The organism is Bradyrhizobium sp. ARR65 (genome assembly GCF_000472385.1).
Lineage (GTDB): Bacteria > Pseudomonadota > Alphaproteobacteria > Rhizobiales > Xanthobacteraceae > Bradyrhizobium.
Genome location: NZ_AWZU01000012.1, coordinates 145,328 through 170,088 on the forward strand (window position 1 = coordinate 145,328; position 24,761 = coordinate 170,088).

The following is a 24,761-nucleotide window of genomic DNA, read 5'->3' on the forward strand; positions in this document are numbered from 1 at the left end:
TTCGCCTCGGCGCCCAGGAATGACGCCGGGTGTTGCTCCGAGGTTGACTCTCTCGCGTCCCGGAATACTGGATCATCCGCCTTCGCGGATGATGACAGAAGTGGCTTGAGGCTCCCAACATGCAAACACCCTACGAAATCCTCTCCGACCTCTGGCGGCTCGCGGGCGGCGAGCCGGATGCGCTCGCCGCGGTCACGCTCACCGGCGAAGAGCCGCAACTGGCGTCGTCGTTTCGGGTGGCCGCCGCAGCGCAAGCGAGCATTGCGGCGAGCGGCCTTGCCGCGGCTCGGATCTGGCAGATGCGCAACGGACAAGCGCAGGACGTCGCCGTCGACATGCGCCACGCCGTGGTCGAATGTCGCTCCGAGCGCTATTTGCGTGTCGACGACAAGACACCACCGCCAGCCTGGGACCCGACCGCCGGCATCTACAAGACGGGCGACGGCCGCTTCGTCCGGCTGCACACCAATTTTCCGCATCATCGCGCGGCCGTCTGCAAAGTCCTGAACTGCGCCGAAGAGCGCGAGGCGATCCAGGCCGCGCTCAAGCAATGGGAGGGCGAAGCGTTCGAGACCGCCGCCTATGCCGGTGGCGCCGTGGTGGCGATGATGCGGTCGCACGACGAATGGTCGGCTCATCCGCAAGGAAGGGCGCTGGCGGAACTGCCGTTATTCACGATCGAGAAAATCGGCGAGGCTCAGCCAAAGCCGTGGCCGGCGGGCGACCGGCCGCTGGCAGGCGTTCGCGTGCTCGACCTGTCGCGTGTCATTGCAGGACCCGTTGCAGGCCGAACGCTCGCCGCGCATGGCGCCGACGTGATGCTGATCTCCGGGCCCGACCTGCCGACGATTCCCTGGCTCGTGATCGATACCGGCCGCGGCAAGCTGACGAGCTTTGTCGAGCTGAAGCGCGAGGAGGGGCGGGCGACCTTGCGCCGGCTTCTCGCGCAGGCCGATATTTTCTCGCAAGGCTATCGCCCGCGCTCCATCGCCTCGCTCGGCTTCTCGCCGGAGGAGGCGGCGCATATCAGCCCCGGCGTCGTCTATGTCTCGCTCTCGGCCTATGGCCATGCCGGCCCGTGGTCGGAGCGTCGCGGCTTCGACTCGCTGGTGCAGACGGCGACCGGCTTCAATCACGCCGAAGGGCAGGCGGCCGGCGTCGATGGCCCGAAGGAATTGCCGGCACAGATGCTCGACCATGCCACCGGCTATCTGATGGCGTTCGGCGCCATGGTGGCCAAAGCGCGCCAGGCGCGCGAAGGCGGTAGCTGGCTGGTCCGCGTCTCGCTGGCGCAGACCGGGCGCTGGTTGTGGAATTTGGGGCGTCTTGCGGAGGGGCTGAAGACCGAGGATTTGAAGGCCGAGGCGATCAAGCCGCTGCTCGAAGAGCTGCCGTCCGGCTTCGGTCGGCTCAGCTCGGTCAGCCACGCGGCAAAGCTCGCAAAGAGCCCGGCGTTCTGGGCGCGCTCGGCGATGCCGCTCGGCAGCCATCAGCCGGAGTGGCCCGCGCGGGACTGAGGTCCTGCGCCAGCCGCTTCTTGCGGCGAATTGCGCAAGCTGTGCAACCAGTTATACGCCTATCTTGAAGATGCGGTTGCGCTAAAGCGCAACATGACTTCAACTGCTTCGCACAGCCCGTAAAACCGCGCCGGGCGGTCGATCAGCCTTTCGCCGCGATGCGGCCTCGACCAGCGTGCCCGCGAGATCGCCGGCCGCTTTGACGTAGGCGGCATCATGATGGATCAGCATGACGGTGGCCGCGCCGTCAAGCAGCAGCATGATTTCGCGCGCCAGTTCGACCCGGTCGTCGATGCCGTGCTCGGCGAAGATGCCGCCGAGCCATTGTTCGAATCGCTTCTTGTGCGCGGCGCCGGCCTTGACGGCGGGATGGCCGGGCGCATTGGCAAGCTCGGCGACGGTGCGCAGGAAACCGCAGCCGCGCCAGCGCGGGTGGCTCGCCGCTTCGCCGAATTTCGCAAATAAGCCACGCACCTTGTCGGCCAGTGATCCCTGCGTCTCGGCGAACCACCGCGCATAGAGATCGAGCGTCGGCTGGTCACGCGATTGCAGATAGGCGGCAATCAGTTCGTCCTTGCCGCGGAAGTGATAGTAGAGCGTCTTCTTGGTCACGCCGGCCTTCTCGGCGACGGCATCGACGCTCACGGCACGGATCCCCTCGTCATAGAACAGGCGCGTGGCGGCCGTGATGATGCGGATGCGGGTGGAATCGGCTGATCTCGGCATGGCGACAAAGTATACCGCCTAGTGAGTGTACACAATCGGCCGCGGCGACCTAGGCTGTCGTCGTCCACGTTCTGCAATGAGAGGTCAATGCATGTGCGATTTGGTGCTCCACGAGAGGCAGGGAGCCGTGGCGGTGCTCACGCTTAACCGGCCCGAGAAGCTCAATGCCCTCAACTATGCCCTGGTTGACCGGGTCATGCAGCTTCTCGACGAGATCGAGGATGATCCTGCGGCGCGCGCGGTGATCATCACCGGCGCGGGCCATCGCGCGTTTTCGGCAGGCGCAGACATTGCCGAGTTCTCCGGCAGCATCAATGACGGGCCCGATGCGGCGGTGAAAGCCTTCGTGCGCCGCGGCCAGGCGATGACCGCGCGCATGGAGGCCTTCCCCAAGCCGATCATCGCCGCGGTCAACGGCCTTGCCTTCGGTGGCGGCTGCGAGATCATCGAAGCGGTGCACCTCGCGGTCGCGAGCGAGCAGGCGAGCTTTGCCAAACCAGAGATCAACATCGGCATTCCCCCGACATTCGGCGGCACGCAGCGGCTGCCGCGGCTCGCCGGGAGGAAGCGTGCGCTGGAATATCTGCTCACGGGAGACAGCTTCTCGGTGCAGCGCGCCTACGAGATGGGGTTGATCAACCGCATCGTTCCGCACGGACGCGTGCTTTCCGAAGCGCTCGCATTGGCCGACCGCATCTTAAGGCATTCCCCTCTGACAGCGGCGCGCATCATCGCGGCCGTGTCGCGCGGCCTGAACGCCTCGATCGCTGAAGGCCTGGCGATCGAGAGCGAGCAGTTCGCGCGCATGGTGCCGACCCATGATCTCAGCGAGGCGCTCGACGCCTGGCTGAACCGCCGCAGGCCGGCCTACCAGGGACGGTAGCGTCCGGCCGCCCGGCACACATCTCAAACCGTCGGGGCCAATCGAGCAGCTCGTTTCAAGTTAATGCAATCACGCTGCTAGAACCCGTAAAGCCGCGCTGGATTGTCGACCAGGATCTTCTTGCGGATCGCCGCATCCGGTGCCCAGACCGGAAGCTGGTTCAGCAGCCTGCCGTCATCAATCTGGAACAGCGGCGTCACGTCGGTGACCTTGTGTCCGGGCGGGGTCACCGAATCCGGGTGCGGCCAGTCGGTGCCCCAGACGATGCGGTCCGGATTGGCTGATATCAGCGCCTTCGCGAGCGGCACCACGTCGGGATAGTCAGGCGCGAGCTTGGAGGCCCGGTAGGCGCCGGAGATCTTCACATAGGCCTTGCCGCTCTTGACCAGGTCCACCAGGTCGGAAAAGCCCGGCTGGTCGACGCCAAGTTCGGCCTGCGCGCCGCCGAAATGGTCGAACACGGCGGGCACCGGAGAAGAGGTGACGAGGTCCTTGATCGCCGTGATCATCGGAAGCGTCGTGTAAAGCTGCACATGCCAGCCGCGCGCCTTCATGCGATCGACGGCGGCCTGGAAGCGGCTGCGCCCGACATTGGGATCGTTAATGCCGCCGGTCGCGAGATTGAGGCGAATGCCGCGAAAGCCGGCCTGCTGGAGCGCGTCCAGATCGTTCTCGGAGGTCTTGTCGTCGATCACGGCAACGCCGCGGGCGGTCGGTCCGCGCGCCTTGATGCCGAACAGGGTGGCGGAATTGTCCGGCCCGTAGACGCTGGGCGTGACGATCACCACCCGCTCGATGTGCAGTGCCTTGTGCAGCGCGCTCATTTCCTCTGGGCTTGCGGGTTCGGGCGTATAGACGCGGCCCGGATAAAACGGGAATTTTGCCGGGTCCGCGTGGATGTGGGTGTGGCAATCGCAGGCGCCGGCGGGCACGTCGAAATTCACTGATGTGGACGGCTGCGAGGCTTTGGCGCGGGCTGATTGATTTTGCATGGTGACTCCGGCGGCAATCGAGGCAAGCAGGATGGTTCGTCTGGTGAGCATGGTTGTTTCCTCTCTTGGGCGCACGTGAATGTTGTTTGTTGATCGCGCGCTATAGTTGAGTCCGCCATTTCCGGGGCGCCTCGAAGGGGCGAACTCTGATGTGCAATTGCACATCTGAGAATCTCGAGATTCCGGGTTCGGTGCCAACGCATCACCCCGGAATGACGGTGGCCTGGGATCCTCCGTCGTTCCTCCTCCTTGCACAAGGGCGCTTCGCGCCGTTCAGCCATTCAGTGCGCGCCGAACTTCGGCGACCAGCTCTGCGATCGGCCGCGATCCGTCCAGCCGTAACACCGGGCAGGGCAATTTGGCGAGCCAGGCTTCCTGCCGCGCCAAGCTGCGGCCCTCGCGTGTGCCGTCTTCATAGTGCGACGCCCATTCGATGAAAGCGGCGGTCTCTTCGCAGCGCCAGCCGCCGGGTCCGACCGCGTCTTCGCCGAAATGCGTGGCTTCGCGTGCGCGCAGGCGCCGCATGCGCAATTCGCGCGGTGTCCTGAGAAAGACGACGAGATCGAAGCTTGGGATGAGTTCGTCGCCCCAGCGGCCGAGGCCGCCACTCAAAACCCAGTCCGCCCGCGGCAGAAACATCTCCCGCATCAACCGCAGGCGTTCGCCGACCTCGCGCTGCTCCCGATAGGGCGGCGTGGTCGGCTTCCAGAAATAGTCGTCGGTGTCGTGATGCGGCAGCGCCAGTGCGTCCGCGAGCGCGCGCCCTAGCGTGGTGGCGCCCGACCCCGATGCGCCCGTGACGTGAATGCGGCGGCTTCTCATGGAGGCTTTCTCTGTCTCCGGAAAAGGATAAGGCTGTAGCCCCAAGCACAACCGTCATGGCCGGGCTTGTCCCGGCCATCCACGTCTTGCCGGCTGCCAAGAACCTGGGCGCCGGGCCTTCGCCTCGCCAAAGGGGCCTCGGCCCGCCGGCGCGACAAGGTCGGGCATGACCATGGCGTGGATCGTGCCAGCGTCGCAGAAAACTACCTGTTCTTGTTCACCGGCTTGCGCTTTTCGATGAAGGCGGCCATGCCTTCGGCGCGGTCTTCCAGCGCAAAGGTCGCGTGGAACAGGTTGCGCTCGACATTGAGGCCTTCCGAGAGCGGCGTCTCGAAGGCGCGGTTGACGGCCTCTTTGGCCATTATCGCCGCGGGCCGCGACATCGCGGCGATCTTCTCCGCGGCAGCGAGCGCCTCGTCCATCAATTTGTCCGCGGGCACGATGCGGCTGACAAGGCCGCTGCGCTCGGCCTCCTCGGCGTCCATCATCCGTCCGGTGAGGCAGAGATCCATTGCCTTGGCCTTGCCGACCGCGCGCGTCAGCCGCTGCGTGCCGCCGATCCCGGGAATGGTGCCGAGGGTGATCTCGGGCTGACCGAATTTGGCCGTATCGGCGGCGATGATGATGTCGCACATCATCGCAAGCTCGCAACCGCCGCCCAGCGCATAACCGGCCACCGCCGCAATGGTCGGTTTGCGGCACTTCGCGACGCGGTCGCCGCCGATTGCGGCAAAGTCGCTGGAGAACATGTCGATGAAGCCTTTCGGCTGCATCTCCTTGATATCGGCGCCGGCGGCAAAGGCCTTGTCGCTGCCGGTCACGATGATGCAGCCGATATTCTCATCGGCCTCGAGATCGTCGATCGCCGCGGCGATCTCGCGAAACACGCCGAAGGACAGGGCGTTGAGCATTTTCGGCCGGTTGAGCTTGAGGATGCCAACCGCGCCCTTGCTTTCGACAATGATGTGCTCGAACGTGCTCATGGTTCACCCGCGAAGTTGATGTGTTGCGGGCGAATGTGCCTGCTGCGCGGGTGCGCTTCAAGTGCAACGATCGTCGCGCAATCCGGGTGGCGGGGAGCACCCGGTGCGGATTGCAACTGCCGGAGTTACGCCATGAACATGCGCGCGGCGGAGGCGACGGTCAGCAGCGCGCCGAAGCCGATGAAGATCTTGCCGATCAGGGAGGTCTCGTCCCAAACCGAATGCTCGCCGCTGGCGGCCGCGACGGAAGCGGAGCGGGCGGCGGGCGCGTCGGTGGAGGCGGCAGGCGTACTTGGCTGGGCGGTCGGCACGGGAGGAGCGCTCGTCTGGGCCGCCGCATTGTTTTGCAGCGTGCGGTCGACATCGTTGAGCTGATCGGGAGCAACCACCTGGTTCGGGGTGGCCGGCTGCGTGGAGGTGCTGGGCTGCGCCGCATTTTCGGCCGGCGTCACGAACACGGGAGAGTTGAGTTCGTCGCTTGCAGCGGGCGGGACGACCGCAAAACCCATCATCATTCCGAGCGCGAGTATCAACGCCGAATGCGCATTGGCCCTGCTCATTGGCAATCTCCACTTTTCCAGTCCCCAGAACGTGAACAGAGAAGACCCCCAGGCATGACAGCAGCGCGGCAGAAAAAGGGAATCTTCGCGCTATACCGGGCGAAAGCGGGGCAGCGATTGATGCTCAATTGGCGCGGTGTCTTCACAAGTTGCAGCGACGAACTGACGGCCCGTGCCAGCGGCGAAGATCGGTGTTAATGAGCCGCCAAATCGTCGCCCGGAAATCCCGATCACGGCTTCGTGATTTTAATTTTCCGGCGTAACAAATTGATAGATCGGCCGAATTGAACGGTTGGAGCGTGCGTGCGCGAACGTGAAGACGAATGGACCGGCCTGATGCGGTCGGCCATGGCTGGCGACGACGCGGCATATCATCGTCTGCTCAGGGCCATTACGCCGGTCTTGAGGGCCGCGGCGCGTCGCGGGCTCGCGCGTGCAGGGCAGCCTCCCGATCAGGCCGAGGATATCGTGCAGGACATCTTGTTGGCGGTGCATCTGAAGCGACATACCTGGGATGCGAACGCGCCGTTCGCGCCCTGGCTGTTTGCCGTCGCGCGCAACAAGCTGATCGACGCGCTGCGCCGCCGGGGCAGGCGGGTGTTCGTCAATATCGATGATTTCGCCGAAACCCTGCCGGAGGGGCCCAGGGCGGAAACAGCCGCGCCCGCCGAGGTCGAGGCCCAGCTCAAGACATTACCGGCGCGCCAGCGCGAGGTGCTGCAATCGATCGCGGTCGAGAGCGCCTCGATCAGGGACACCGCGCGAAAATTTGCGATGAGCGAGGGCGCGGTGCGCGTGGCGCTGCATCGCGCCCTGGCCAGTCTCACGGCAAGGCTACGAGAACAATGAGCATGGATACCGATCAGCTAATCCGGACGCTCGCCGCCGACAATTCCTATCGCGCGCGCCCCGTCGGCTTTGTGCTGGCGCTGGCGCTGCTTGCCGCAGCACCAGTCTCGCTTCTGATGTTTTTTTCCGCGCTCGGTGTTCGGCCCGACGTCATGACGGCGATGCATAATCCATTCTTCGACCTGAAATTCGCCGTGACGCTGGCGTTGGCGGTGGCGGGAATAATTGCCGGCCTGCATTTGTCGCGCCCCGAAGTTTCGCTGGGCGGCTTCGGTTGGCTGTTCGTGATCCCCGCCGGGATTCTGGCCGCCGGGATTGCCGGGGAGGCCATGCTGCCGCAAAGATTGCCGATGATGACGCGGCTGGTCGGCAACAATTCTCGGGTCTGCATGACCGCGATCCCGCTGATGTCGCTGCCGCTGCTCGCAGCGGCGCTTGTCGGCCTGCGCCACGGCGCGCCGACGCGCCCCGCGCTCACCGGCGCCGTGGCTGGATTGATGTCCTCGGGCCTCGCCGCGACGTTCTACGCCTCACACTGCACCGACGACTCGCCGCTGTTCGTCGCGACCTGGTACACGGTGGCAACCGCGCTGGTGACCGCGATCGGCGCGCTGGCGGGGACGAAGGTGCTGAGATTTTAGAGGCGACAACTCGGCGACTGCGCCAGACGCCGGACTTAAGCCGCCGGTGCGTCCGCGTTCTGCTGCATGCGATGGAAGCGCAGCACCTGTTGCGCGGTCGAGGGGCGCAGCCGCTCATAGGTTGCCTTGCAGGAGGCAATGTCGGTGGGCGTTCCGCCCGAGAGCTCCTCGCGCATATTGATGATCGCCCTCACGGTCGACCATGACATGCCCGACACTTTGCACAGGATCATCACTCCTTCGGCGCGGCTCTCGATCATCATGTTTTCCGCTGTAGACACCGGCACGTTGGCAAGGGCCGCGATCGCGGCGTTGGCTTCGTCGAATTTTCCGTCTTCCGCAAACTGCACCACCTGCTGCTCGTCAAGCCGTCCGTCCTCGTAGAGCGATTTGACCAGGGCATGCGCGATCTCGGTCTGCTGGGTTAGCCCAGAGGGAGCCGAGCGCGCGCGCCGGGTTGCCTCGCGCACCGCGCCCGGCACATCGCCGGCCAGTTTCGGATTGGCCGCCTCCAAGCGCTGCCGCACGGTCGCGGAAGCCTTGGCGAGCAGTTTCAGATAAACATGCCGCGGCAGATCGGGACGCAGGCCGATGCAAGTCGTCAGATTGTCGTCACCCTCGGCGCGGCTGACCAGCCGGGTGAAGCCGCGCTCGTTAAATTCGGCGCCGGGATTGTTGACCGTATTCTGCACCACTTCGTCGTTGCCGCGCAGCACCAGCACCTCGGTCACCGCGCCGCTCAGGGCGCGGCGATTGGAAATCGCGAGCAGATGTGCCTGACTTTTGTTGTGCGCCGCCTCGATCAGCGTCTCGTCGTCGAGCCGTTCGGAGCGCGACAGCACCGGCCCTGCGACCTCAATTGCCTCGTCGAGGGCCAGCGTGCGGACGGTCTGCGGTGGCGCAACATCGATGGGCGCCAGACGATTGGCAAGGAGCGCCTTGGCGGAAATCTCGATCTGCTCGATCAGACATTGGAAGACGTCGTCGAAGAGTTCGATCTGTTGGTCGGAATAGTCGACCGCGCCTTCGATGAACAGGTCCGCGACGCGGCGGAGCGTCTCGACCCGCCGCGCCACTGTGCCGTGCGCGAGCGCGGCCTGCAATTCGTCGAGCAAGCTATCGGTACTGGCGGCAGACTTTGAACCCATGTCTCTGTCCTAGAGCAGATACGAACCGCCGATTCGTCGTCCGTTGAAAATGTCTTCGTGTTTTGAAAACGGCGCCCGTCAGATCTCCGAGAGCGAAAGAGCAGGATTCTCGCCACATAGGCGAGCCCGAAAGGTCGGGCCCATGATTTCGCCATCGGTGGAACTGAAGGCAAAATCTACGCGGGAAAGCCTTTAGTTTTGGTATCTTTTGGAGCCGAATAGGAGTGCACGAAGGCTCCGTTACCGTTATTTCGACAAATGAATTTTCATGCGGCGGACGACGGCTTGCGGACCGCCGACGCTGGCTTGGCGGAAGCCTTGCCGAGCTCGTTTCAAATCACTGTATTATGATACCTGAATTTTCGAGGCGCTCTCCTGAGCATCTGCTGGCTTGTGGGATAGGTCACAGATGCGATCGCGCAGCCGTGCCATACTCAAGAATCTTGGCTCCACGATCGAACCACTCGCCAACCCCATCCGACAAATCCTGCGAGACGGCACTTGAGTGCAACACAGGCGGCTTCGGACGAAATTCTGATCGCCCGGATCGCTCAAGGCGACCGGCTCGCCATGCAGGTGCTGTACGGGCGGCACCATGTCAGGGTGTTTCGTTTCGGGCTTCGGCTCGTCCGCGACGAACAGGTCGCGGAAGACCTCATCAACGAGGTCTTCCTCGACGTATGGCGTCAGGCCGTTAAGTTTGAAGGCCGATCCGCCGTTCCCACCTGGCTTTTGGCAATCACACGTTTCAAGGCCCTGTCTGCGTTGCGGCGCAGGAAGGACCTTGAACTAGAGGATGAGGTTGCCGACGCGCTTCCGGATACGTCCGACGATCCGGAGGTGGTCGCCACCAAGAAGGACGCCAGTGAAGCGTTGCGTAAGTGCCTGGCGGGACTTTCGCGCGAACATCGGGAGATCGTCGATCTCGTCTACTACCACGAGAAATCGGTGGAAGAGGTCGCTGACATCGTCAGGATTCCCGAAAACACCGTGAAGACGCGGCTGTTCTATGCGCGCAAAAAATTGGCCGAACTGCTCAAAGCAGCCGGCGTGGAGCGAGGCTGGCCATGATGGCACTGAGCAAGAAGATGCTGGAAGACGGGCCCAGTGACATTGAGCTGCTGCTGCCATGGTACGCGGCCGGCACTCTGACTGCGCGCGACGCACGGCGCGTCGAGGAGGCGCTGGCGCGCGATCCCGATCTTGCGCGGCAATTCGCCGTGATCCGTGAAGAATATGCCGAAACCATCGTCGTCAACGAGAGCCTCGGTGCGCCGTCGGGACGGCCGCTGCAGAAGCTGTTTGCGGCGATCGACGCCGAACCGGAACGCCGCCGGCGGGCGAGGGTCGGCCTGGTGGCGCGCGTGTCCGGCTTTTTCGCGAGTCTTTCGCTGCGGACACTCGCCTGGTGTGTGAGCCTCGGTGCGTTGGTGCTGGTGTTGCAGGCCGGCGTGATCGCCACCGTGCTGATCGGTAACCAGTCCGCGCCCTATCAGACGGCCTCGCTCGGCATGAACGAGCCCGTCGTCCACTATTTGGGCGGCGCCGCGCCGCCGCGTGCGCTGGTGCGGTTTGCGCCGGAAGCTCGTATCGCCGATATCACGGCGCTGCTCGACAAATATCAGGCCTCCATCATCGGCAGGGCGAGGGACGACATGTTCCGCCTGCAGTTCGGCGATCAGGCCATGAGCAAGGAAGATCGATCAAGCGTGATCAACAAGCTCTCCGGCGAGAAGAGCGTCAGCCTCGCCGTGCCGGCGCAGTGAGGGCTGTTCGCGAACTCCGGGTCCCGTGCTTCACGCTCCTCCTCACTGCGCGCGATCTCGGCTCACCAGGACGTGATGATCTCTGCGGCCGACATCTATGCGGCCGTGACGGCTGTGGTTGCCGCCGCGCCCGCGCCTTGATCGCACGGGAACTTGCCAGATCCGGTGAAAGCGTGCCGGAACAGAGCGAAAAGCCGCCAGTTGCGACCGCCGCCGGCGAAAAATCCGCAGCCACCGGGACCAACGGCGCAGCCGAGCAATGATCAATTTGCGTCCGGAACCGCGTCCCCCAAAGATTAAAAAAATCACTCATCGATTGAACGTGCCCCGGGTGCTTGGCGACCAAAGGGTGTGGGAGCGGAAATCCCTCCCCGCCAGTCATATCAGGCGCGAGCGCCCATCCACCCCAAGCGCCATATGACTTTGACCCGTCCGGTTGTCCCCCCGGACGGGTCTTTCATTTTCGCGCTGTTTTGCCGCGTCCCTAAGGCGACATGGCCGCGATGACGCGCGCGTGGCTTGACCGCGAAACCTGCGGAACGCCGCCCGGCGCGGCGAAATGTTGGCGTCCGCTGGACAACAAAAATGTTTTCCACAAAAATAATGCGGTCACGTCAGGGTGATTCGCGTCCGTTGCGTCTGCGTCCGTTATCTTCCTTACGGGCTGGGGTTCAATGACACATCACTTGGACGTGGCTTTGCGCCACGATCTGATCGTGCGCTGGTGCATGCTTGCCGAGCAGCGGCTGCAGCATCTCACTGAATTGTTCGAGAGCGGCCGGTGGCGCCGCTATCACAGCGAACGTGCTTTTCTCGAGAACATCCGGGAAGCCAAAAGGGCGGTGGAGACCTGGCGCACTTTGTCCGGGCGGTCGAGCCCGCGCAAGGACGAGGCGCCGCGCTTCGTCCGTCAGGAGCGCGGGTATGAGGCGCTTCCGCTCGCGAGCGCGCCCTCCATCGCATCCGCCACCGCCGCCGACTTCGTTCCCGCGGAGGAGGTGCCCGCCGCGCCGATAATCGATCTCGTCGCGCTGGAGCGGGCGCTGATCGCCCCTTCACCGCCACGGGTCGACCTCGCCGCGATCGAGCAGCGCTATCCGCTGCTGCGCAATGCGCTCTAAAGAACTATCTCCGCACCGCGTTGCTGCCGATCACGAGCTGCGCATAGCGCTGCGCACTGTCGCTTGTCAGGTCCGCGGTGACGGGACGGGCGTGATCGAGCCCGACGATGGCGCCCCGCGCCGTCTCCGAAATCACGTTGTCGTTGATCAGTGCGGTGCCGGCGCCCGGCACGACCGATACGCCGATGCCGGCAAAAGCGTTGCGGATCACGTTGCCGGAGATGGTGACGTCGCGCAGATATTTGCCCCAGCCGGCAACGATGCCGAAAGCTGGTGCGTTCTCGATTACGTTGCCGGTGACGGTGCTATCTGCCTCCACGTAGATACCGATGCCGGCGTCATCGTCCGGCGCGGTGCCGATCGGCCGTTTCGGCAACAGGTTGCGGATGATGTTGCCCTGGACGACCGCAATGCGTCCGCCTTCGTTGAAGTTGCACACGGAGACGCCGAGCGCCGCGCCATCGACCGTATTGTTGGCGATGACGGCGCCCTCGAAGGAGAATTCGGAATAGAGCGCGACCTCACGGACATTGCTGACGCTGTTGCCGGTGATCTGGATATTCGACGCCGAATTGCCGCGCACCGCGGAGTAATCGCAGTTCTTGATGCGGTTGCCACGCACGATCACATTGCCGGCGCGAAACGCGTTGATGGCATTGCCGTACTGGCCCGAGCCGCCGGGGCCGGCCTTGATGTCCTCGATGCGGTTGTCGGCGACGAGGGTGCCGTCATCGCCGATCGCGGTGCGCAGGATCTCGATGCCGTTGTCGCTCGTGCCGAAAATCGTGTTGCGCGAGACGATCAGGCCCAGCGCATCGAAGGAAACGACGGCCGTGGACGCGATGTTCATAAAGACGTTGCCGGTGATCTCGCCGGAGACTTGCTCGATCCAGATGCCGGCGCCGCCGCTGCTCACGATCTCGCAATCGATAATGCGGATGGCACGCCCGCCGAGAAGATGGATCAGGCCACGCCGGGGCGGCAGCGGGATGTCGCCACCGTCAAGCGTGATGCCGGTCAGGCCGATGTGGCCGGCGCCTTCGCCGAGGACCAGCGACGCGCCGCCGCTGAAGACGAATTTGGTGGCGCCGCGCACGCCGACGAGCTGGGTGCCGTCCTGCAGATTCAGAAGGCCGGTGCGGTAGACGCCCGGCGGCAGCACCAGCGGCGTTTGCACGCGTGCAGCCTCGTCGATGGCACGCTGCAGAGCTCTGGTCTGGTCGTCGGGGCTGCCGGGCCGCACGCCATATTGCGTGGCATCGCGCCCGAGCGAGGCGAGCGCCGCCGCGCGCGCCGTATCGGGCGATGCCAACGCGCCCACGGCGCCCGCGGCGGAAGCACCCAGCAAATGACGTCGATTGAGATTCATGGCCCGCAGTTCTCGCGAATGCACGCGTGGCGAGAGTTACTCCAGAAATGCGGTGTCGTGCCGCAACCGCGAGGGGCGGGAAGGATGTTTCTTCGAGGTAGGGTTAAAATCTTTACCCGCGGTGATGGGTAGGATGGATGGGGTTTAACGAAGTGAAACCCATCGTGCCTGCCGCCAGTGAAGTTGATGGGGTTCGCTTGCGCTCGATCCACCCTACAACCGTGCGGGCGCAGCCTCGCGCGCGGCCCGCCTTGCGAGCTTGATTAGCTCCATCAGCAGGGCTTCGCCGGCATCGACCAGTTGATCAAGCGTGATGCCCGACGGGCCATGGTAGGACGCGCCATCGCGCGCGACCAGGGGCACATGAATGAAGGCGGCGTGCGATGGACCATCGGGCCGCCGGCAGGCTTCGATCGCGCGCCAGCTCAAGTAATTGCAGAGATAACTGCCGGCATCGCGCGAGGGGCGGGCATCAATTCCTGTTGCGAGCGCTGCACGCAGCAGGCTTGCGGTGTGTGGGCCGAACGGCATGGAGTCGGCTCCGCTGACGATCGACCCTTGCCGGGCGAGCGTGCCGTCCGCGTCCGGCAGCAGCGTAGTGACGGCGTTGCGTGCGCGCGTTTCCACCCGCAGATAAGGCGTGCGGTCGGCAAGGCCGAACATGAGCAAGGCCTGCGGCGCGACCTCTTTGATCAGCTCCGGCAGTTCGCGATCGACCGTCTGGTAGGTGACATGGAAGATGTGACCGGTCAGTTCGACGTCGTCGAGCGCGGGGCGGCGCAGTTGCGTCAGGCGCGCGACCAGCGGCATGGTCGGATTGAAGGGCGCGCCGGGAAACGGGCCAAAACCGGTGAGGAGGATGCGCAGCTTCCCGCTCATTTCAGCATCTCCGCGATCTCCTCCGCACCCAGCGCCGGCGTGATGTGGCCTCCCGCGACCTCGGCCTCGATCTTTTTCACCTTTCCGCGCAGTGAGGCATCCGAGCGCAGCCGCGCCATCATCCGCTGCTCCAGGATCGACCACATCCATTTCACCTGCTGCTCGCGGCGTCGTGCGGCGAAATCGCCTGACGCGGTCATCGCGCTGCGGTGCTCGAGGACCTTTTGCCAGAGCTCGGCGATACCCGCGCCGGTCAGCGCCGAATAGGTCTCAACCGGCGGCTGCCAATGCTCGGAACGCGATGCAAGGATGTGCAGGGCGCTGCGATATTCGCCCGCCGCGGCGTTGGCTCGCTTGATGTTGTCGCCATCGGCCTTGTTGATGGCGATCATGTCGGCGAGCTCGACCAGGCCCTTCTTGATACCCTGCAATTCGTCGCCGGCGCCCGGCAGCATCAAGGCGAGGAAAAAGTCGGTCATGTCGCAGACCACTGTCTCCGACTGGCCGATGCCGACCGTCTCCACCAGCATCACGTCGAAACCGGCGGCCTCGCATAGCAGCATGGCCTCGCGGGTTTTGGCCGCGACGCCGCCGAGCGTGCCGGAGGAAGGCGAGGGGCGGATAAAGGCGTGATCGGAGGCGGCAAGGCGCGCCATCCGCGTCTTGTCGCCGAGGATCGAGCCGCCGGAGCGCGCCGACGAGGGATCGACCGCAAGCACAGCGACCTTGTGGCCGCGTTCGATCAGGAACATGCCAAGCGCGTCGATGGTGGTCGATTTGCCGACGCCCGGCGAGCCGGTGATGCCGACGCGGATCGCCTTGCCCGTGTCGGGCAACAGCATCTGCACCAGCTCGCGCGCGGCGGCCTGATGATCGCCGCGCCGGCTCTCGATCAGCGTGATCGCCCGTGCTAGCGCCGCACGCCGGCCGGCGCGCAGCTCCATTGCCAAGGTCTCGATGTCGAAGCGGGGATTGGTCGGCGTGGCCATGCCCTGCTTTACAACGGCACGTTCGGACAGGCGAGGGGGCAGACGTCGATCTGCACCGCTCAACGTCTACGGCTGATCGTCCGAGTCACCCTGGGGGCGGGCCAAAGATACGCGCTCCCTCCATCGGGCCGTGTCGGGCGGCATGTCAGTGAGTAGCGATAATGGGTGCAGCGAACGCTACTCCGCCGCCTCGCTATGGCCGAGCCGCGCATTGAGCTTGTGGATCAGCTCCTCGGCGGCATCTGCGATCACGGTGCCCGGCGGATAGATCGCCTCCGCGCCGGCCTTGTACAGCGCATCATAATCCTGCGGCGGAACCACGCCGCCGACGATGATCATGATGTCGTCGCGGCCCTGCTTCTTGAGCGCGGCCTTCAGCTCGGGGACCGCAGTGAGGTGCGCGGCCGCGAGCGAGGAGACGCCGAGAATGTGGACGTCGTTCTCGACCGCCTGGCGCGCGGCTTCCTCGGCGGTGGCAAACAACGGCCCGATATCGACGTCGAAGCCGATATCGGCAAAGGCCGACGCAATCACCTTCTGGCCGCGGTCGTGGCCGTCCTGACCGATCTTGGCGACCAGGATGCGCGGCCTGCGCCCTTCCGCCTCCTCAAAGGCCTCGATCAGCGCCTGCACCTTTGCGACCCGGTTCGACATGCTGGAGGCCTCACGCTTGTAGACGCCGGTGATGGATTTGATCTCGGCACGGTGGCGGCCGAACACTTTTTCCATGGCATCGGAAATTTCGCCAACGGTGGCCTTGGCGCGCGCTGCGTCGATCGCGAGCGCCAGCAGGTTGCCGTTGCCCTCGGCCCCGCGCGTCAGTGCCGCGAGCGCGCTATCTACATCCTTCTGGTTACGCTCGGCACGCAGCCGCTTGAGTTTGTCGATCTGCAGGCGGCGGACGTTGGAATTGTCGACCTTGAGAATGTCGATCGGCGCTTCGTCGATGGGCTTATACTTGTTGACGCCGATCACGGCCTGCTTGCCGGCGTCGATCCGCGCCTGCGTCTTGGCCGAGGCTTCCTCAATGTGAAGCTTGGGCAGGCCGGCCTCAATTGCTTTTGCCATGCCGCCGAGCGCTTCGACCTCCTGGATGTGATCCCAGGCCTTGAGCGCGAGATCGTGCGTCAGCCGCTCCACATAATAGGACCCGCCCCAGGGATCGATGATTCGGTTGATGCCGCTCTCCTGCTGCAGGAAGAGCTGCGTGTTGCGGGCGATGCGAGCGGAAAAATCGGTCGGCAGTGCCAACGCCTCATCCAGCGCATTCGTATGCAGCGACTGGGTGTGGCCCTGGGTCGCCGCCATTGCCTCGATGGTGGTGCGCATCACGTTATTGAACACGTCCCGCGCGGTCAGCGACCAGCCAGAGGTCTGGCAATGCGTGCGCAAGGACAGCGAGCGCGGATCCTTCGGGTTGAACGGCTTGAGCAGCTTCGCCCAGAGCAAGCGTGCGGCGCGCATCTTGGCGACTTCCATGAAGAAGTTCATGCCGATCGCCCAGAAGAACGACAGCCGCGGTGCGAAGCGGTCGACATCGAGGCCGGCGGCAAGCCCTGCGCGCAAATATTCGACGCCGTCGGCGAGCGTATAGGCAAGCTCGAGATCCTGCGTCGCGCCGGCCTCCTGCATGTGATAGCCGGAGATCGAGATCGAGTTGAATTTCGGCATCCGCTGCGAGGTGAAGGCGAAGATGTCGGAGATGATCCGCATCGAAGGGCTAGGTGGATAGATATAGGTGTTGCGCACCATGAACTCTTTTAAGATGTCGTTCTGAATGGTGCCCGACAGTTTCTCCGGCGGCACGCCCTGTTCCTCGGCAGCGACCACGAACAGCGCCAGGATCGGCAGCACCGCGCCGTTCATGGTCATCGACACGCTCATCTGGTCGAGCGGGATCCCGGCAAACAGCGTGCGCATGTCGTAGATGGAATCGATCGCGACACCGGCCATGCCGACGTCGCCGGAGACGCGCGGATGATCACTGTCATAGCCGCGATGAGTGGCGAGATCGAAGGCGACGGATAGGCCTTTTTGCCCGGCCGCGAGGTTGCGGCGATAAAAGGCGTTGGAATCTTCCGCCGTGGAGAAGCCGGCATATTGCCTGATCGTCCAGGGCTGGTTCACGTACATCGTCGGGTAGGGGCCGCGTAAGTAAGGGGCGATGCCCGGCCAGGTCTCGAGGAAATCGATGCCAGCGAGATCCGCCTCGCCGTAGGCCGGCTTGACCGGAATGCCCTCGGGCGTGAGCCAAGACTCGGCATTGCCGGTGGTTTGAAGGGCGGGCGCCTTTTCGAACGCGACGCTGGCAAAGTTCGGGATGCGGCTCATGGAACTATCCTAACACAGCTCGTCATCTCAATCATGGTCCGGATGCTGGTAGCTGACGATGCTGCCAAGCTTCTCCGCGCCGTAACTCTCCAGCGTGGTGTGGCTCGGCAGGTTGGCGATCCCGACCACCCAACCGAGGCGGGATTCGGTGCCGTATTGTCGGGTCGGGACCACGCGATCGGGCCGGTCGAAGGCGCCGGTCATGATCTCGATGCGGTCCCCGTCGATGCGGCGGAAGCTCAACGGCGTGCCGCATTGGGCGCAGAAGTCGCGCTCCGCGATCGAGGAGGAGCGGAAGGACGCCGGCCGGCCGCGGGTCCACGCGAAATCCTCTTTCTGAATGTCGGCGAAGGACGCGAACGGCGCGCCGGAGGCTTTCTGGCACATCCGGCAGTGACAGATGCTGATCTTGAGCGGCGCGGCCTTCACTGCGAAGCGGATGGCACCGCATTGGCAGCCGCCGGTAAGCAAAAGTTTTGTGTCGACCGTCATGGTTGCTCCATTCGCCGATAAGCGTCCTGCAGCACCGCGAGTGCATCGTCGCCGGCAAAGATGAAGCTGTCGACGCCGGCCGTCTTCAACGAAGCTTCCTGCTCGGGCACGCGACCTGCCAGATAGATATGTTTGGCGCCCGCGATTTGCAGGACCCGGGCCGTATCCGCCGCCTGCTCGGCATAGCCCTTGTCCGAGGAGCAGAGGCAGGCGAGGTCCGCCCCCGAGGCCTTGTAGGCGGCGGCAAGGGATGAGGTGTCGGAAAAGCCTTCGCTGTCGATGGCCTCGATGCCGCCGCTCTCGAAAAAGCTCTTTGCAAAAGTTGCCCGCGCGGTGAAATCGGACGGGCGGCCCAGATTGGCGAGAAACACGCCCGGCCGTTTGCCGGTCGTGCGGAGAATATCGTCAGAACGGTCGCGCAGCGCCTCGAATGGCCGCGCAAGCCGGATCGGGGCCAACGGTGCAAAGGTGATGGCGTCACTTGTGGCCGCAGGCGTCACCGGCTTCACATCCTCCACCGCGACCTGCTCTTCGCGCAGATTGGGAAATTCGCTGGCACCGGTCAGAACATCCTTCCGGCGGGCGATGCTGGCCTCGCGTGCATTGCGCGTCGCCGCCACCTTGCCCTGGATCAGGCCCTGTTGAAGGGCAGTAAAAATGCCGCCGGCAGCTTCAATCTCCTGGAACAGGGCCCAGGCCGCGGCACAAAGCTGTTGCGTCAGCATCTCGATGCCGCCCGCGCCGGCGGCGGGATCCGATACCTTCGCGAGGTTGGATTCCTCAAGGAGGATGAGTTGTGTGTTGCGCGCCACGCGCCGCGCGAAGGCATCGGGCAAGCCGAGCGCCAGCGTGTGCGGCAGCACCGTGATGGCGTTGGCACCGGCAAGACCGGCCGCGAACGTCGCCATGGTGGCGCGCAGCATGTTCACGTAGGGGTCGCGCTGGGTCAGCATCCGCCACGCCGTCTCCGCGGCGACAAAGGCAGGCTTGGGTGCAAGGCCGCACGCCTGTTCGATGCGGGCCCAGAGCAGGCGAAGCGCACGGAACTTGGCCATAGTCAGGAACTGATCGGCGTCCGCCACCAGGCGGAACGACAGCCCCTCGCGCGCGGCATCCAGTTCGACGCCGCCGGCCTCGAGCATGCGCAAATAGGCCGCCGCAAGCGACAGCGCGAAAGCGAGTTCCTGCACTTCCGATCCGCCGGCATCATGGATCGGGCGGCCATCGGCGAGAACGAACGGCCCCTTGAAACCGCGCCTCATCAATCCCGCGACGACCTTCGCAAATGGCGGCTCCATCTCGCGCCAGGCAGACGGCGCGGCTCCCCGCACGGCCATGGTCGACAGCGCCTGATAGTTGAAGCGCAGATTGAGCCTCGCCGGATCCATGCCCCTTGCCTCGATCAGCGCGGCGAGATTTTCGCCGGCATTTTCCCGGCCCAGTACAGGGTTGAGCGCAATCGAAATCCCGGCATCGAGGACAATGCCGTCGAAGAGTTTTTGCAGCGTCTCCGGCCCCGCGTCGATCACGCCGAAGCCACGCGCGCCGGCGCCGCCGGCGAACTCGATTTCGAGGCCGGTCGCTCCGTTCTCGAGCTCGTGCAGGGCGATCTTGTTAGCCTTGATAGGATCGGGATGATCGATCCGCTGCATGACTTCCCAGGGCATGGCCGCGGGCCGCGCACCGACGAGCGTGGCGTTTTTCGCGCGCGTGTAGATCGGCTCGATTGTCAGGCCGTCATAGGTCTTGCTGACCAGCTTCTCGAACGAGGCGCCCTTGAGCGCGTCATCCACCAGCTTGCGCCAGTCCTCATAGGTGGCTTGCGGAAAATCGGAAGCCAATGGCAGATCGGTGGTCATGCGGTAGTTTGCTCCCGGCGCAATGTCTCAACTTTGGGCCGGAAATTGCCACGGCCGGGCGGTCAAGCCAAACGGTTGTTTTGGGGTCGATCCATTGCTGGAAGCCGCTCGATCCCCTCGGTCGACAACTCTGCCAGCGCGGCCTTGACCGTGTGTCCGCCGATTTGGCGGTCAGGGGCGATCTCGGCGAGCGGGACCAGCACGAAAGCGCGCTCGAGGACCCTCGGGTGGGGAAGCGTAAGTTCCGCCGTTTGCAGCGAAACGTCGTCATACGCGATCAGGTCGAGATCGAGCGTGCGCGGTCCCCAGCGCCGCTGCTTGCTGCGGTGGCGGCCGAATTTGCGCTCGACCCTTTGCAGGGCCGCGAGCAGGGCGTGTGGGTCGAGGCCGGTCTCGATTTCGATGCAGGCATTGATGAAGCGCGCTTGCTGCTCGTCGCCCCAGGGCGGCGTGGCATAATCGGAGGAGCGCGCCACCAGGCGCGCCTGCGCAAGGCTGCAGATGTCCACGATCGCTTGCCTGAACGTCGCACGGACGTCGCCGACATTTCCGCCCAGCGCGATGATCGCGCTAGTGGAACGGATTTGACGTTCGCTGCTCATTCGCCGCGCTTCCCTCATGCGAACGTCAAATCCAAAGCCCCACTAGCAACAATATCTTTGCTTGTGGTCCTTTGATCCTGACATTCGCAAAGGTGCCTCCGCGAAGGAGTGCGAATGTCAGGATCGGACCACTAGCCGTGCGGATGCCGCACGCGCGTGAGCACCACGCCGACATCTTCGAAAATCTCGGCAATTGGCGCATGCGGCTTGTGCACGGTGATCTTGACCCCGCGCACCCTGGGAAACGCGGCCAGGATCGCGTCGATCACGGCGCCGGCTGCGCGCTCCAGGAGCTTGTAATTGGTGTTTCTGAAGGCGTCGGTTGCAGTCTCCACCACGCTGGAATAGGACACGGTATCGGCGAGCCGGTCAGTGCGCGAGGACTCCGAGAGATCGGCGAAAAGCTCGAGGTCGATGACAAAGCGTTGCCCGACCTCGGTCTCATGCTTCATGACGCCGTGACGGGCATGCACGACGACGCCCTTGATGAAAATGGTATCCGTCATCGCTTCTCCTCGATCGCCGCCGCGATACGCAGCGCCTGCACGGTCTCCGCGACGTCATGCGCGCGAATGATGCCGGCACCGCGCTGGGCGGCAATAAGATGCGCTGCGATCGAGCCGCCAAGCCGCTCTTCCGGTTCGGCCGGCCCGACGGAGGCGATGAAGCGCTTGCGCGAGGCACCGACCAGGATCGGCAGGTCGAAGCTCTGCAATTCATCGAGCCGCGCCAGCGCGGTCATGCTCTGCTCCTGCGTCTTGCCGAAGCCGATGCCGGGATCCAGCACGATGTTCCCGCGGGCAATGCCGGCCTTGGCCGCGATCTCCAGCGAGCGCGCAAAGAACGCCGAAATATCCTTCATGATATCGATTGACGGATCGGCCTTGTCGCGGTTGTGCATGACGATAACAGGTGCATTGCGCGCGGCCACCAGGTCCGCGATGCCGCTATCCCGTTGCAGGCCCCAGACGTCATTGGCGATCGCGACGCCTGCGTCCAGCGCAAACGCAACGACCGCCGATTTCATGCTGTCGATCGAGACGGGAACGCCGAGGGCGACGATGTGGCGCAGCACGGGTTCGAGACGCGCGATCTCCACCTCCGCCGTCACCGGCTGGGCGCCGCCATAGGGACGGGTGGATTCCGCGCCGACATCGAGAATGTCGGCGCCTTCGGCAATCAGGCGTTGTGCATGCGCAAGCGCCCGCTCGGGCCTGAAGAATTGTCCGCCGTCGGAGAAGGAATCCGGCGTTACGTTCAAGACGCCCATCACGGCCGGGTATGGCTTTGACAGCAGCTTCCGCAGTAGCGGATGCAGGCCGGCCACAGCCGTTTCGGCAAGTCTGGACGGGATCGCGCTCATGTGGTGGCTTTGCGCGGTTGCCGCCCTCAAGTCAAGACGCGGGCGAGGGCGGCCTGTGCGTCAATAACAAATGATAAGATTCTAGAATGTTCGCCGCGGCAGCAGATCTTTTAGTAGGTGATCTTGGGTTGCAGCTTGCGTGCCTGCGCGATCAGTTGCTCGACCGATTTTTCGGAAGGCAGAATGCGGACCAGTTTGCGCTTGGTGTTCACTTCCTTCATGTTCTGTGCAAGCCGCGTCGGATTGCGATGGGCAAGCTCGCGCACCGTGGTGGCGCCGGCGGCGCGAACCAGCCCCACCTTGGCCTTGCCCATTCCGGGAATCCGCATGTAATCGGCGACATTCGCCCATTCCAGCAATTGCTGCTCGCTGATGCCGGTCTTTGCAGCCAGCGACTTGCGTCCCTTCACGGTGCGGGCGGCCTCGAGCAATGCTTCGGTGGTGCGAATACCATGCGATTTGAGCTTTTGAGCGGAGAAGGCTGTCATGCCCTCCAGTTCGGAGAGAGGATATGTCATGGCAATAAATGTGAAAGTGTGATTTAGGCGAATTGGCTGAGCCCCGGTGTCTCGGCGATGATCTCGCCCATCTGATCCGCTCCGAGTTTGTCGCGGCCGAACTGCAGCAGTTCACGCGCGACGTTTTGAATTTCCACCATGCCAAGACCCAGGCCCATGAGCTTGGTACCAGCGGCCACAAGGCCGCCGCCCATCAATCTCGAGAGACCGCCGCTGCTCGATGCAGCAATCGCCGCTTCCGCGCCTGGAATCTTGTCGATCAGAGCCTGAACCTTGTCGGAAGGACCTTCGCTGCGCAGGAACCCGAGGATGATACCAACGGTTCTTTCAGCGATAGACCGGTCGATGCCGGCCTTGGTCACCAGCTCGCCAACCAATTCGTCCATATTGCCCCGCCTCAACCGGTTGTGCACCGGCTCCTTTTATTTTGGGAAATCATTTTGAGCTTGCGAACGGCGAAATACAAGCGATCACCGCGCTGCAATGCGCGATTCGTCTTCAATCGCGGCGCGAGTGTTGCAGGCGTGCAAGAGCAGGTGTGAGATTCAAAGGAAATCGTCAGGCGAGAAACGCTTGGCTTGCTCTTGCAATTGGCTGAAAGCACGGATCGAGGCGTATCGCCTGCGTTTGACGGCCTTTTGCTCCCGCGAAGGGCCAGTTGACCGGCTTAAATCGACTTGCCAGATGCAGTATGATCCGAGTTAAAGAGTGGGATGCAGCTGCGAGACCAAAGAACGATGGCGACTTCCGACGACAAGCTCGGTGACAGCGAAACGAAGATCTTCGTCGGCAAAGGCGAAGAGCCCGCCTTCCTCACGCTCGCGCTTGCAAACCGCCACGGGCTTGTGACCGGCGCCACGGGAACCGGAAAGACCGTGACATTGCAGGTCATGGCGGAGGGGTTTGCGCGTGCTGGCGTTCCCGTTTTCGCGGCCGATATCAAGGGCGACCTCTCCGGCATTTCCGAAGTCGGGCAGCCAAAGGATTTTATCACGAAGCGAGCTGCCGAGATCGGATTGACGTATCAGCCCGACCAGTTTTCCACGATATTCTGGGACGTTTTCGGCGAGCAGGGCCATCCTGTTCGTGCCACCGTCACCGAGATGGGGCCGCTTCTCCTGTCACGCATGCTCGATCTCAACGACGTGCAGGAGGGCGTGCTGAACGTCGCGTTTCGCGTGGCCGATGAGAACGGGCTTCCGCTCGTCGACATGAAGGATCTGCGGACGCTCCTGGATGCAATCGTCCCCGATCCGAGCAAGAAGAGCGGCGATGGCGAGGACGATCCGCTGGCGACCATCCGCAAAGCCGCGCTGGCATTCGGCAATGTGACGCGAGCCACGGTTGGAACGATTCAACGCCAGCTTCTGGTGCTTGAGAACCAGGGCGGCACAAAATTCTTTGGTGAGCCGGCGCTGTCGCTGCAGGATTTCATGCGTACCGACCGTGACGGCCGGGGCATGATCAACATCCTCGTCGCCGACAAGCTGATGCAGAACCCGCGGCTTTATGCCACCTTCCTGTTGTGGATGCTGTCGGAGCTGTTCGAGCAGTTGCCGGAGGTCGGCGACCCCGAGAAGCCGAAGCTCGTGTTCTTCTTCGACGAGGCACATCTTCTCTTCAACGATGCGCCCAAGGCGCTGATGGAGAAGATCGAGCAGGTGGTGCGGCTGATCCGCTCCAAGGGCGTTGGCGTTTATTTCGTCACCCAAAATCCGATCGACGTGCCTGATCGGGTGCTCGGCCAGCTCGGCAACCGCGTACAGCATGCGCTGCGGGCCTATACCCCGCGCGACCAGAAGGCGGTGGCGGCCGCCGCGCAGACATTCCGGCCCAATCCCAAGCTGGACACTGCCAAGGTGATCATGGAACTCGGCAAGGGCGAAGCGCTGGTGTCCTTCCTCGAAGGCAATGGCGTGCCGGCGATGGTCGAGCGCGCCCTGATCCGCCCGCCATCGGCGCGCATCGGACCGGTCACGCCGGAGGAGCGCAAAGCGATCATGGATGCAAGCCCGGTGAAGGGAAAATACGATACCGCCATCGACTCCGAGTCCGCTTACGAGATATTGCAGAAGCGCGTCGCAGACAGCGCTGCCACCGCGGACGGATCCGGCGGCAGCGTATGGGGAGAGATCGGTTCGCTCGTGAGCAGTATTTTCGGCACCAATGTAAAGCGCGGGCGGCTCTCGACCGGGCAGTTGATCGCGCGCAAGGTGACGCGCTCGGTGACGGATCAGGTGGTCGGCGGCATGGCCGCCAACATCGGTAAATCGGTCGCGGGCTCGATGGGCGGCTCAGTCGGCCGCGCGGTGGTGCGCGGCGTGCTCGGCGGATTGTTGCGGCGATGATCT

At 63.9% G+C, this 24,761-nt stretch carries 25 protein-coding genes; 8 read left to right on the forward strand and 17 right to left on the reverse strand.

Going from position 1 to position 24,761, the window contains the following annotated elements; translation table 11 throughout:
* The first annotated feature begins 119 nt into the window (after positions 1 to 119).
* Positions 120 to 1,517, forward strand: coding sequence for a CoA transferase (locus F758_RS0116025; protein ID WP_024508807.1), 1,398 nt, complete (start codon positions 120 to 122; stop codon positions 1,515 to 1,517).
* A 99-nt stretch (positions 1,518 to 1,616) separates the two neighbouring features.
* Here F758_RS0116025 and F758_RS0116030 read toward each other — a convergent pair whose 3' ends face one another.
* Entirely contained in the window at positions 1,617 to 2,243 is a 627-nt protein-coding gene (locus F758_RS0116030) for a TetR/AcrR family transcriptional regulator (RefSeq protein WP_024508808.1), read from the reverse strand.
* A 91-nt stretch (positions 2,244 to 2,334) separates the two neighbouring features.
* Here F758_RS0116030 and F758_RS0116035 point away from each other — a divergent pair, with 91 nt between their 5' ends.
* Positions 2,335 to 3,126 (forward strand): crotonase/enoyl-CoA hydratase family protein, encoded by a 792-nt coding sequence (locus F758_RS0116035; protein ID WP_024508809.1) that lies wholly within the window; start codon positions 2,335 to 2,337, stop codon positions 3,124 to 3,126.
* Between the two features lie 77 nt (positions 3,127 to 3,203).
* On the opposite strand, the gene F758_RS0116040 is transcribed toward F758_RS0116035, so the two are convergent.
* From F758_RS0116040 to F758_RS53000, 4 genes are all read right to left on the reverse strand, one after another.
* A complete protein-coding gene (locus tag F758_RS0116040; RefSeq protein ID WP_024508810.1) occupies positions 3,204 to 4,169 on the reverse strand; it encodes an amidohydrolase family protein in 966 nt (321 codons plus the stop codon).
* Positions 4,170 to 4,391: 222 nt separating this feature from the next.
* Positions 4,392 to 4,940 (reverse strand): AAA family ATPase, encoded by a 549-nt coding sequence (locus F758_RS0116045; protein WP_024508811.1) that lies wholly within the window; start codon positions 4,938 to 4,940, stop codon positions 4,392 to 4,394.
* A gap of 203 nt (positions 4,941 to 5,143) precedes the next feature.
* The gene (locus F758_RS0116050) at positions 5,144 to 5,923 is read right to left on the reverse strand and encodes an enoyl-CoA hydratase (protein ID WP_024508812.1); all 780 of its coding nucleotides are present in this window, start codon (positions 5,921 to 5,923) and stop codon (positions 5,144 to 5,146) included.
* 125 nt (positions 5,924 to 6,048) lie between these two features.
* A complete protein-coding gene (locus tag F758_RS53000) occupies positions 6,049 to 6,483 on the reverse strand; it encodes a hypothetical protein (RefSeq protein ID WP_024508813.1) in 435 nt (144 codons plus the stop codon).
* 303 nt (positions 6,484 to 6,786) lie between these two features.
* On the opposite strand from F758_RS53000, the gene F758_RS0116060 reads away from it, so the two are divergent.
* Together F758_RS0116060 and F758_RS0116065 are read left to right on the forward strand one after the other, a co-directional pair.
* Positions 6,787 to 7,332 (forward strand): sigma-70 family RNA polymerase sigma factor, encoded by a 546-nt coding sequence (locus F758_RS0116060; RefSeq protein ID WP_024508814.1) that lies wholly within the window; start codon positions 6,787 to 6,789, stop codon positions 7,330 to 7,332.
* A 2-nt stretch (positions 7,333 to 7,334) separates the two neighbouring features.
* The gene (locus F758_RS0116065) at positions 7,335 to 7,973 is read left to right on the forward strand and encodes an NrsF family protein (RefSeq protein ID WP_024508815.1); all 639 of its coding nucleotides are present in this window, start codon (positions 7,335 to 7,337) and stop codon (positions 7,971 to 7,973) included.
* Positions 7,974 to 8,008: 35 nt separating this feature from the next.
* Here the strand turns inward: F758_RS0116065 and F758_RS0116070 are convergent, their stop codons facing one another.
* Positions 8,009 to 9,121 carry a DUF2336 domain-containing protein gene (locus tag F758_RS0116070; RefSeq protein WP_024508816.1) on the reverse strand — a complete coding sequence of 371 codons (1,113 nt, stop codon included), beginning with the start codon at positions 9,119 to 9,121 and terminating at the stop codon, positions 8,009 to 8,011.
* Positions 9,122 to 9,622: 501 nt separating this feature from the next.
* Between F758_RS0116070 and F758_RS0116075 the strand changes: the two genes are divergently transcribed.
* The 3 genes from F758_RS0116075 to F758_RS0116095 all read left to right on the forward strand — a co-directional run bounded on the left by F758_RS0116075 (position 9,623) and on the right by F758_RS0116095 (position 12,008).
* Positions 9,623 to 10,192, forward strand: a complete 570-nt coding sequence (locus tag F758_RS0116075; RefSeq protein WP_024508817.1) for a sigma-70 family RNA polymerase sigma factor — start codon at positions 9,623 to 9,625, stop codon at positions 10,190 to 10,192.
* Positions 10,189 to 10,887, forward strand: a complete 699-nt coding sequence (locus F758_RS0116080) for a zf-HC2 domain-containing protein (protein WP_024508818.1) — start codon at positions 10,189 to 10,191, stop codon at positions 10,885 to 10,887. Before F758_RS0116075 ends, F758_RS0116080 begins: the two co-directional genes overlap by 4 nt.
* Positions 10,888 to 11,615: 728 nt before the next feature.
* Positions 11,616 to 12,008, forward strand: coding sequence for a TIGR03809 family protein (locus F758_RS0116095; protein WP_245286509.1), 393 nt, complete (start codon positions 11,616 to 11,618; stop codon positions 12,006 to 12,008).
* A gap of 4 nt (positions 12,009 to 12,012) precedes the next feature.
* Here the strand turns inward: F758_RS0116095 and F758_RS0116100 are convergent, their stop codons facing one another.
* The 11 genes from F758_RS0116100 to F758_RS0116150 all read right to left on the reverse strand — a co-directional run bounded on the left by F758_RS0116100 (position 12,013) and on the right by F758_RS0116150 (position 22,796).
* A complete protein-coding gene (locus F758_RS0116100; RefSeq protein ID WP_024508820.1) occupies positions 12,013 to 13,377 on the reverse strand; it encodes a TIGR03808 family TAT-translocated repetitive protein in 1,365 nt (454 codons plus the stop codon).
* Positions 13,378 to 13,590: 213 nt separating this feature from the next.
* On the reverse strand, positions 13,591 to 14,256 hold the full coding sequence (locus tag F758_RS0116105; RefSeq protein ID WP_024508821.1) for a pyroglutamyl-peptidase I: 666 nt from the start codon (positions 14,254 to 14,256) through the stop codon (positions 13,591 to 13,593).
* Entirely contained in the window at positions 14,253 to 15,245 is a 993-nt protein-coding gene (gene meaB, locus F758_RS0116110; protein ID WP_024508822.1) for a methylmalonyl Co-A mutase-associated GTPase MeaB, read from the reverse strand. Before meaB ends, F758_RS0116105 begins: the two co-directional genes overlap by 4 nt.
* A gap of 177 nt (positions 15,246 to 15,422) precedes the next feature.
* Complete coding sequence (scpA, locus tag F758_RS0116115) at positions 15,423 to 17,576, reverse strand: methylmalonyl-CoA mutase (RefSeq protein WP_024508823.1); 2,154 nt, start codon at positions 17,574 to 17,576, stop codon at positions 15,423 to 15,425.
* 27 nt (positions 17,577 to 17,603) lie between these two features.
* Positions 17,604 to 18,068, reverse strand: coding sequence for a GFA family protein (locus tag F758_RS0116120; RefSeq protein WP_024508824.1), 465 nt, complete (start codon positions 18,066 to 18,068; stop codon positions 17,604 to 17,606).
* Complete coding sequence (locus F758_RS0116125) at positions 18,065 to 19,927, reverse strand: methylmalonyl-CoA mutase family protein (RefSeq protein ID WP_024508825.1); 1,863 nt, start codon at positions 19,925 to 19,927, stop codon at positions 18,065 to 18,067. Before F758_RS0116125 ends, F758_RS0116120 begins: the two co-directional genes overlap by 4 nt.
* 62 nt (positions 19,928 to 19,989) lie before the next feature.
* Positions 19,990 to 20,529 carry a 2-amino-4-hydroxy-6-hydroxymethyldihydropteridine diphosphokinase gene (folK, locus tag F758_RS0116130; protein WP_024508826.1) on the reverse strand — a complete coding sequence of 180 codons (540 nt, stop codon included), beginning with the start codon at positions 20,527 to 20,529 and terminating at the stop codon, positions 19,990 to 19,992.
* A gap of 131 nt (positions 20,530 to 20,660) precedes the next feature.
* Positions 20,661 to 21,035, reverse strand: coding sequence for a dihydroneopterin aldolase (gene folB / locus F758_RS0116135; RefSeq protein WP_024508827.1), 375 nt, complete (start codon positions 21,033 to 21,035; stop codon positions 20,661 to 20,663).
* Complete coding sequence (gene folP / locus F758_RS0116140; protein ID WP_024508828.1) at positions 21,032 to 21,892, reverse strand: dihydropteroate synthase; 861 nt, start codon at positions 21,890 to 21,892, stop codon at positions 21,032 to 21,034. Before folP ends, folB begins: the two co-directional genes overlap by 4 nt.
* Before the next feature lie 110 nt (positions 21,893 to 22,002).
* Positions 22,003 to 22,410 (reverse strand): DUF4332 domain-containing protein, encoded by a 408-nt coding sequence (locus F758_RS0116145; RefSeq protein ID WP_024508829.1) that lies wholly within the window; start codon positions 22,408 to 22,410, stop codon positions 22,003 to 22,005.
* A 23-nt stretch (positions 22,411 to 22,433) separates the two neighbouring features.
* A complete protein-coding gene (locus tag F758_RS0116150) occupies positions 22,434 to 22,796 on the reverse strand; it encodes a hypothetical protein (RefSeq protein ID WP_024508830.1) in 363 nt (120 codons plus the stop codon).
* Positions 22,797 to 23,147: 351 nt separating this feature from the next.
* Here F758_RS0116150 and F758_RS0116155 point away from each other — a divergent pair, with 351 nt between their 5' ends.
* Complete coding sequence (locus F758_RS0116155) at positions 23,148 to 24,758, forward strand: helicase HerA-like domain-containing protein (RefSeq protein WP_024508831.1); 1,611 nt, start codon at positions 23,148 to 23,150, stop codon at positions 24,756 to 24,758.
* Positions 24,759 to 24,761 lie beyond the last annotated feature (3 nt).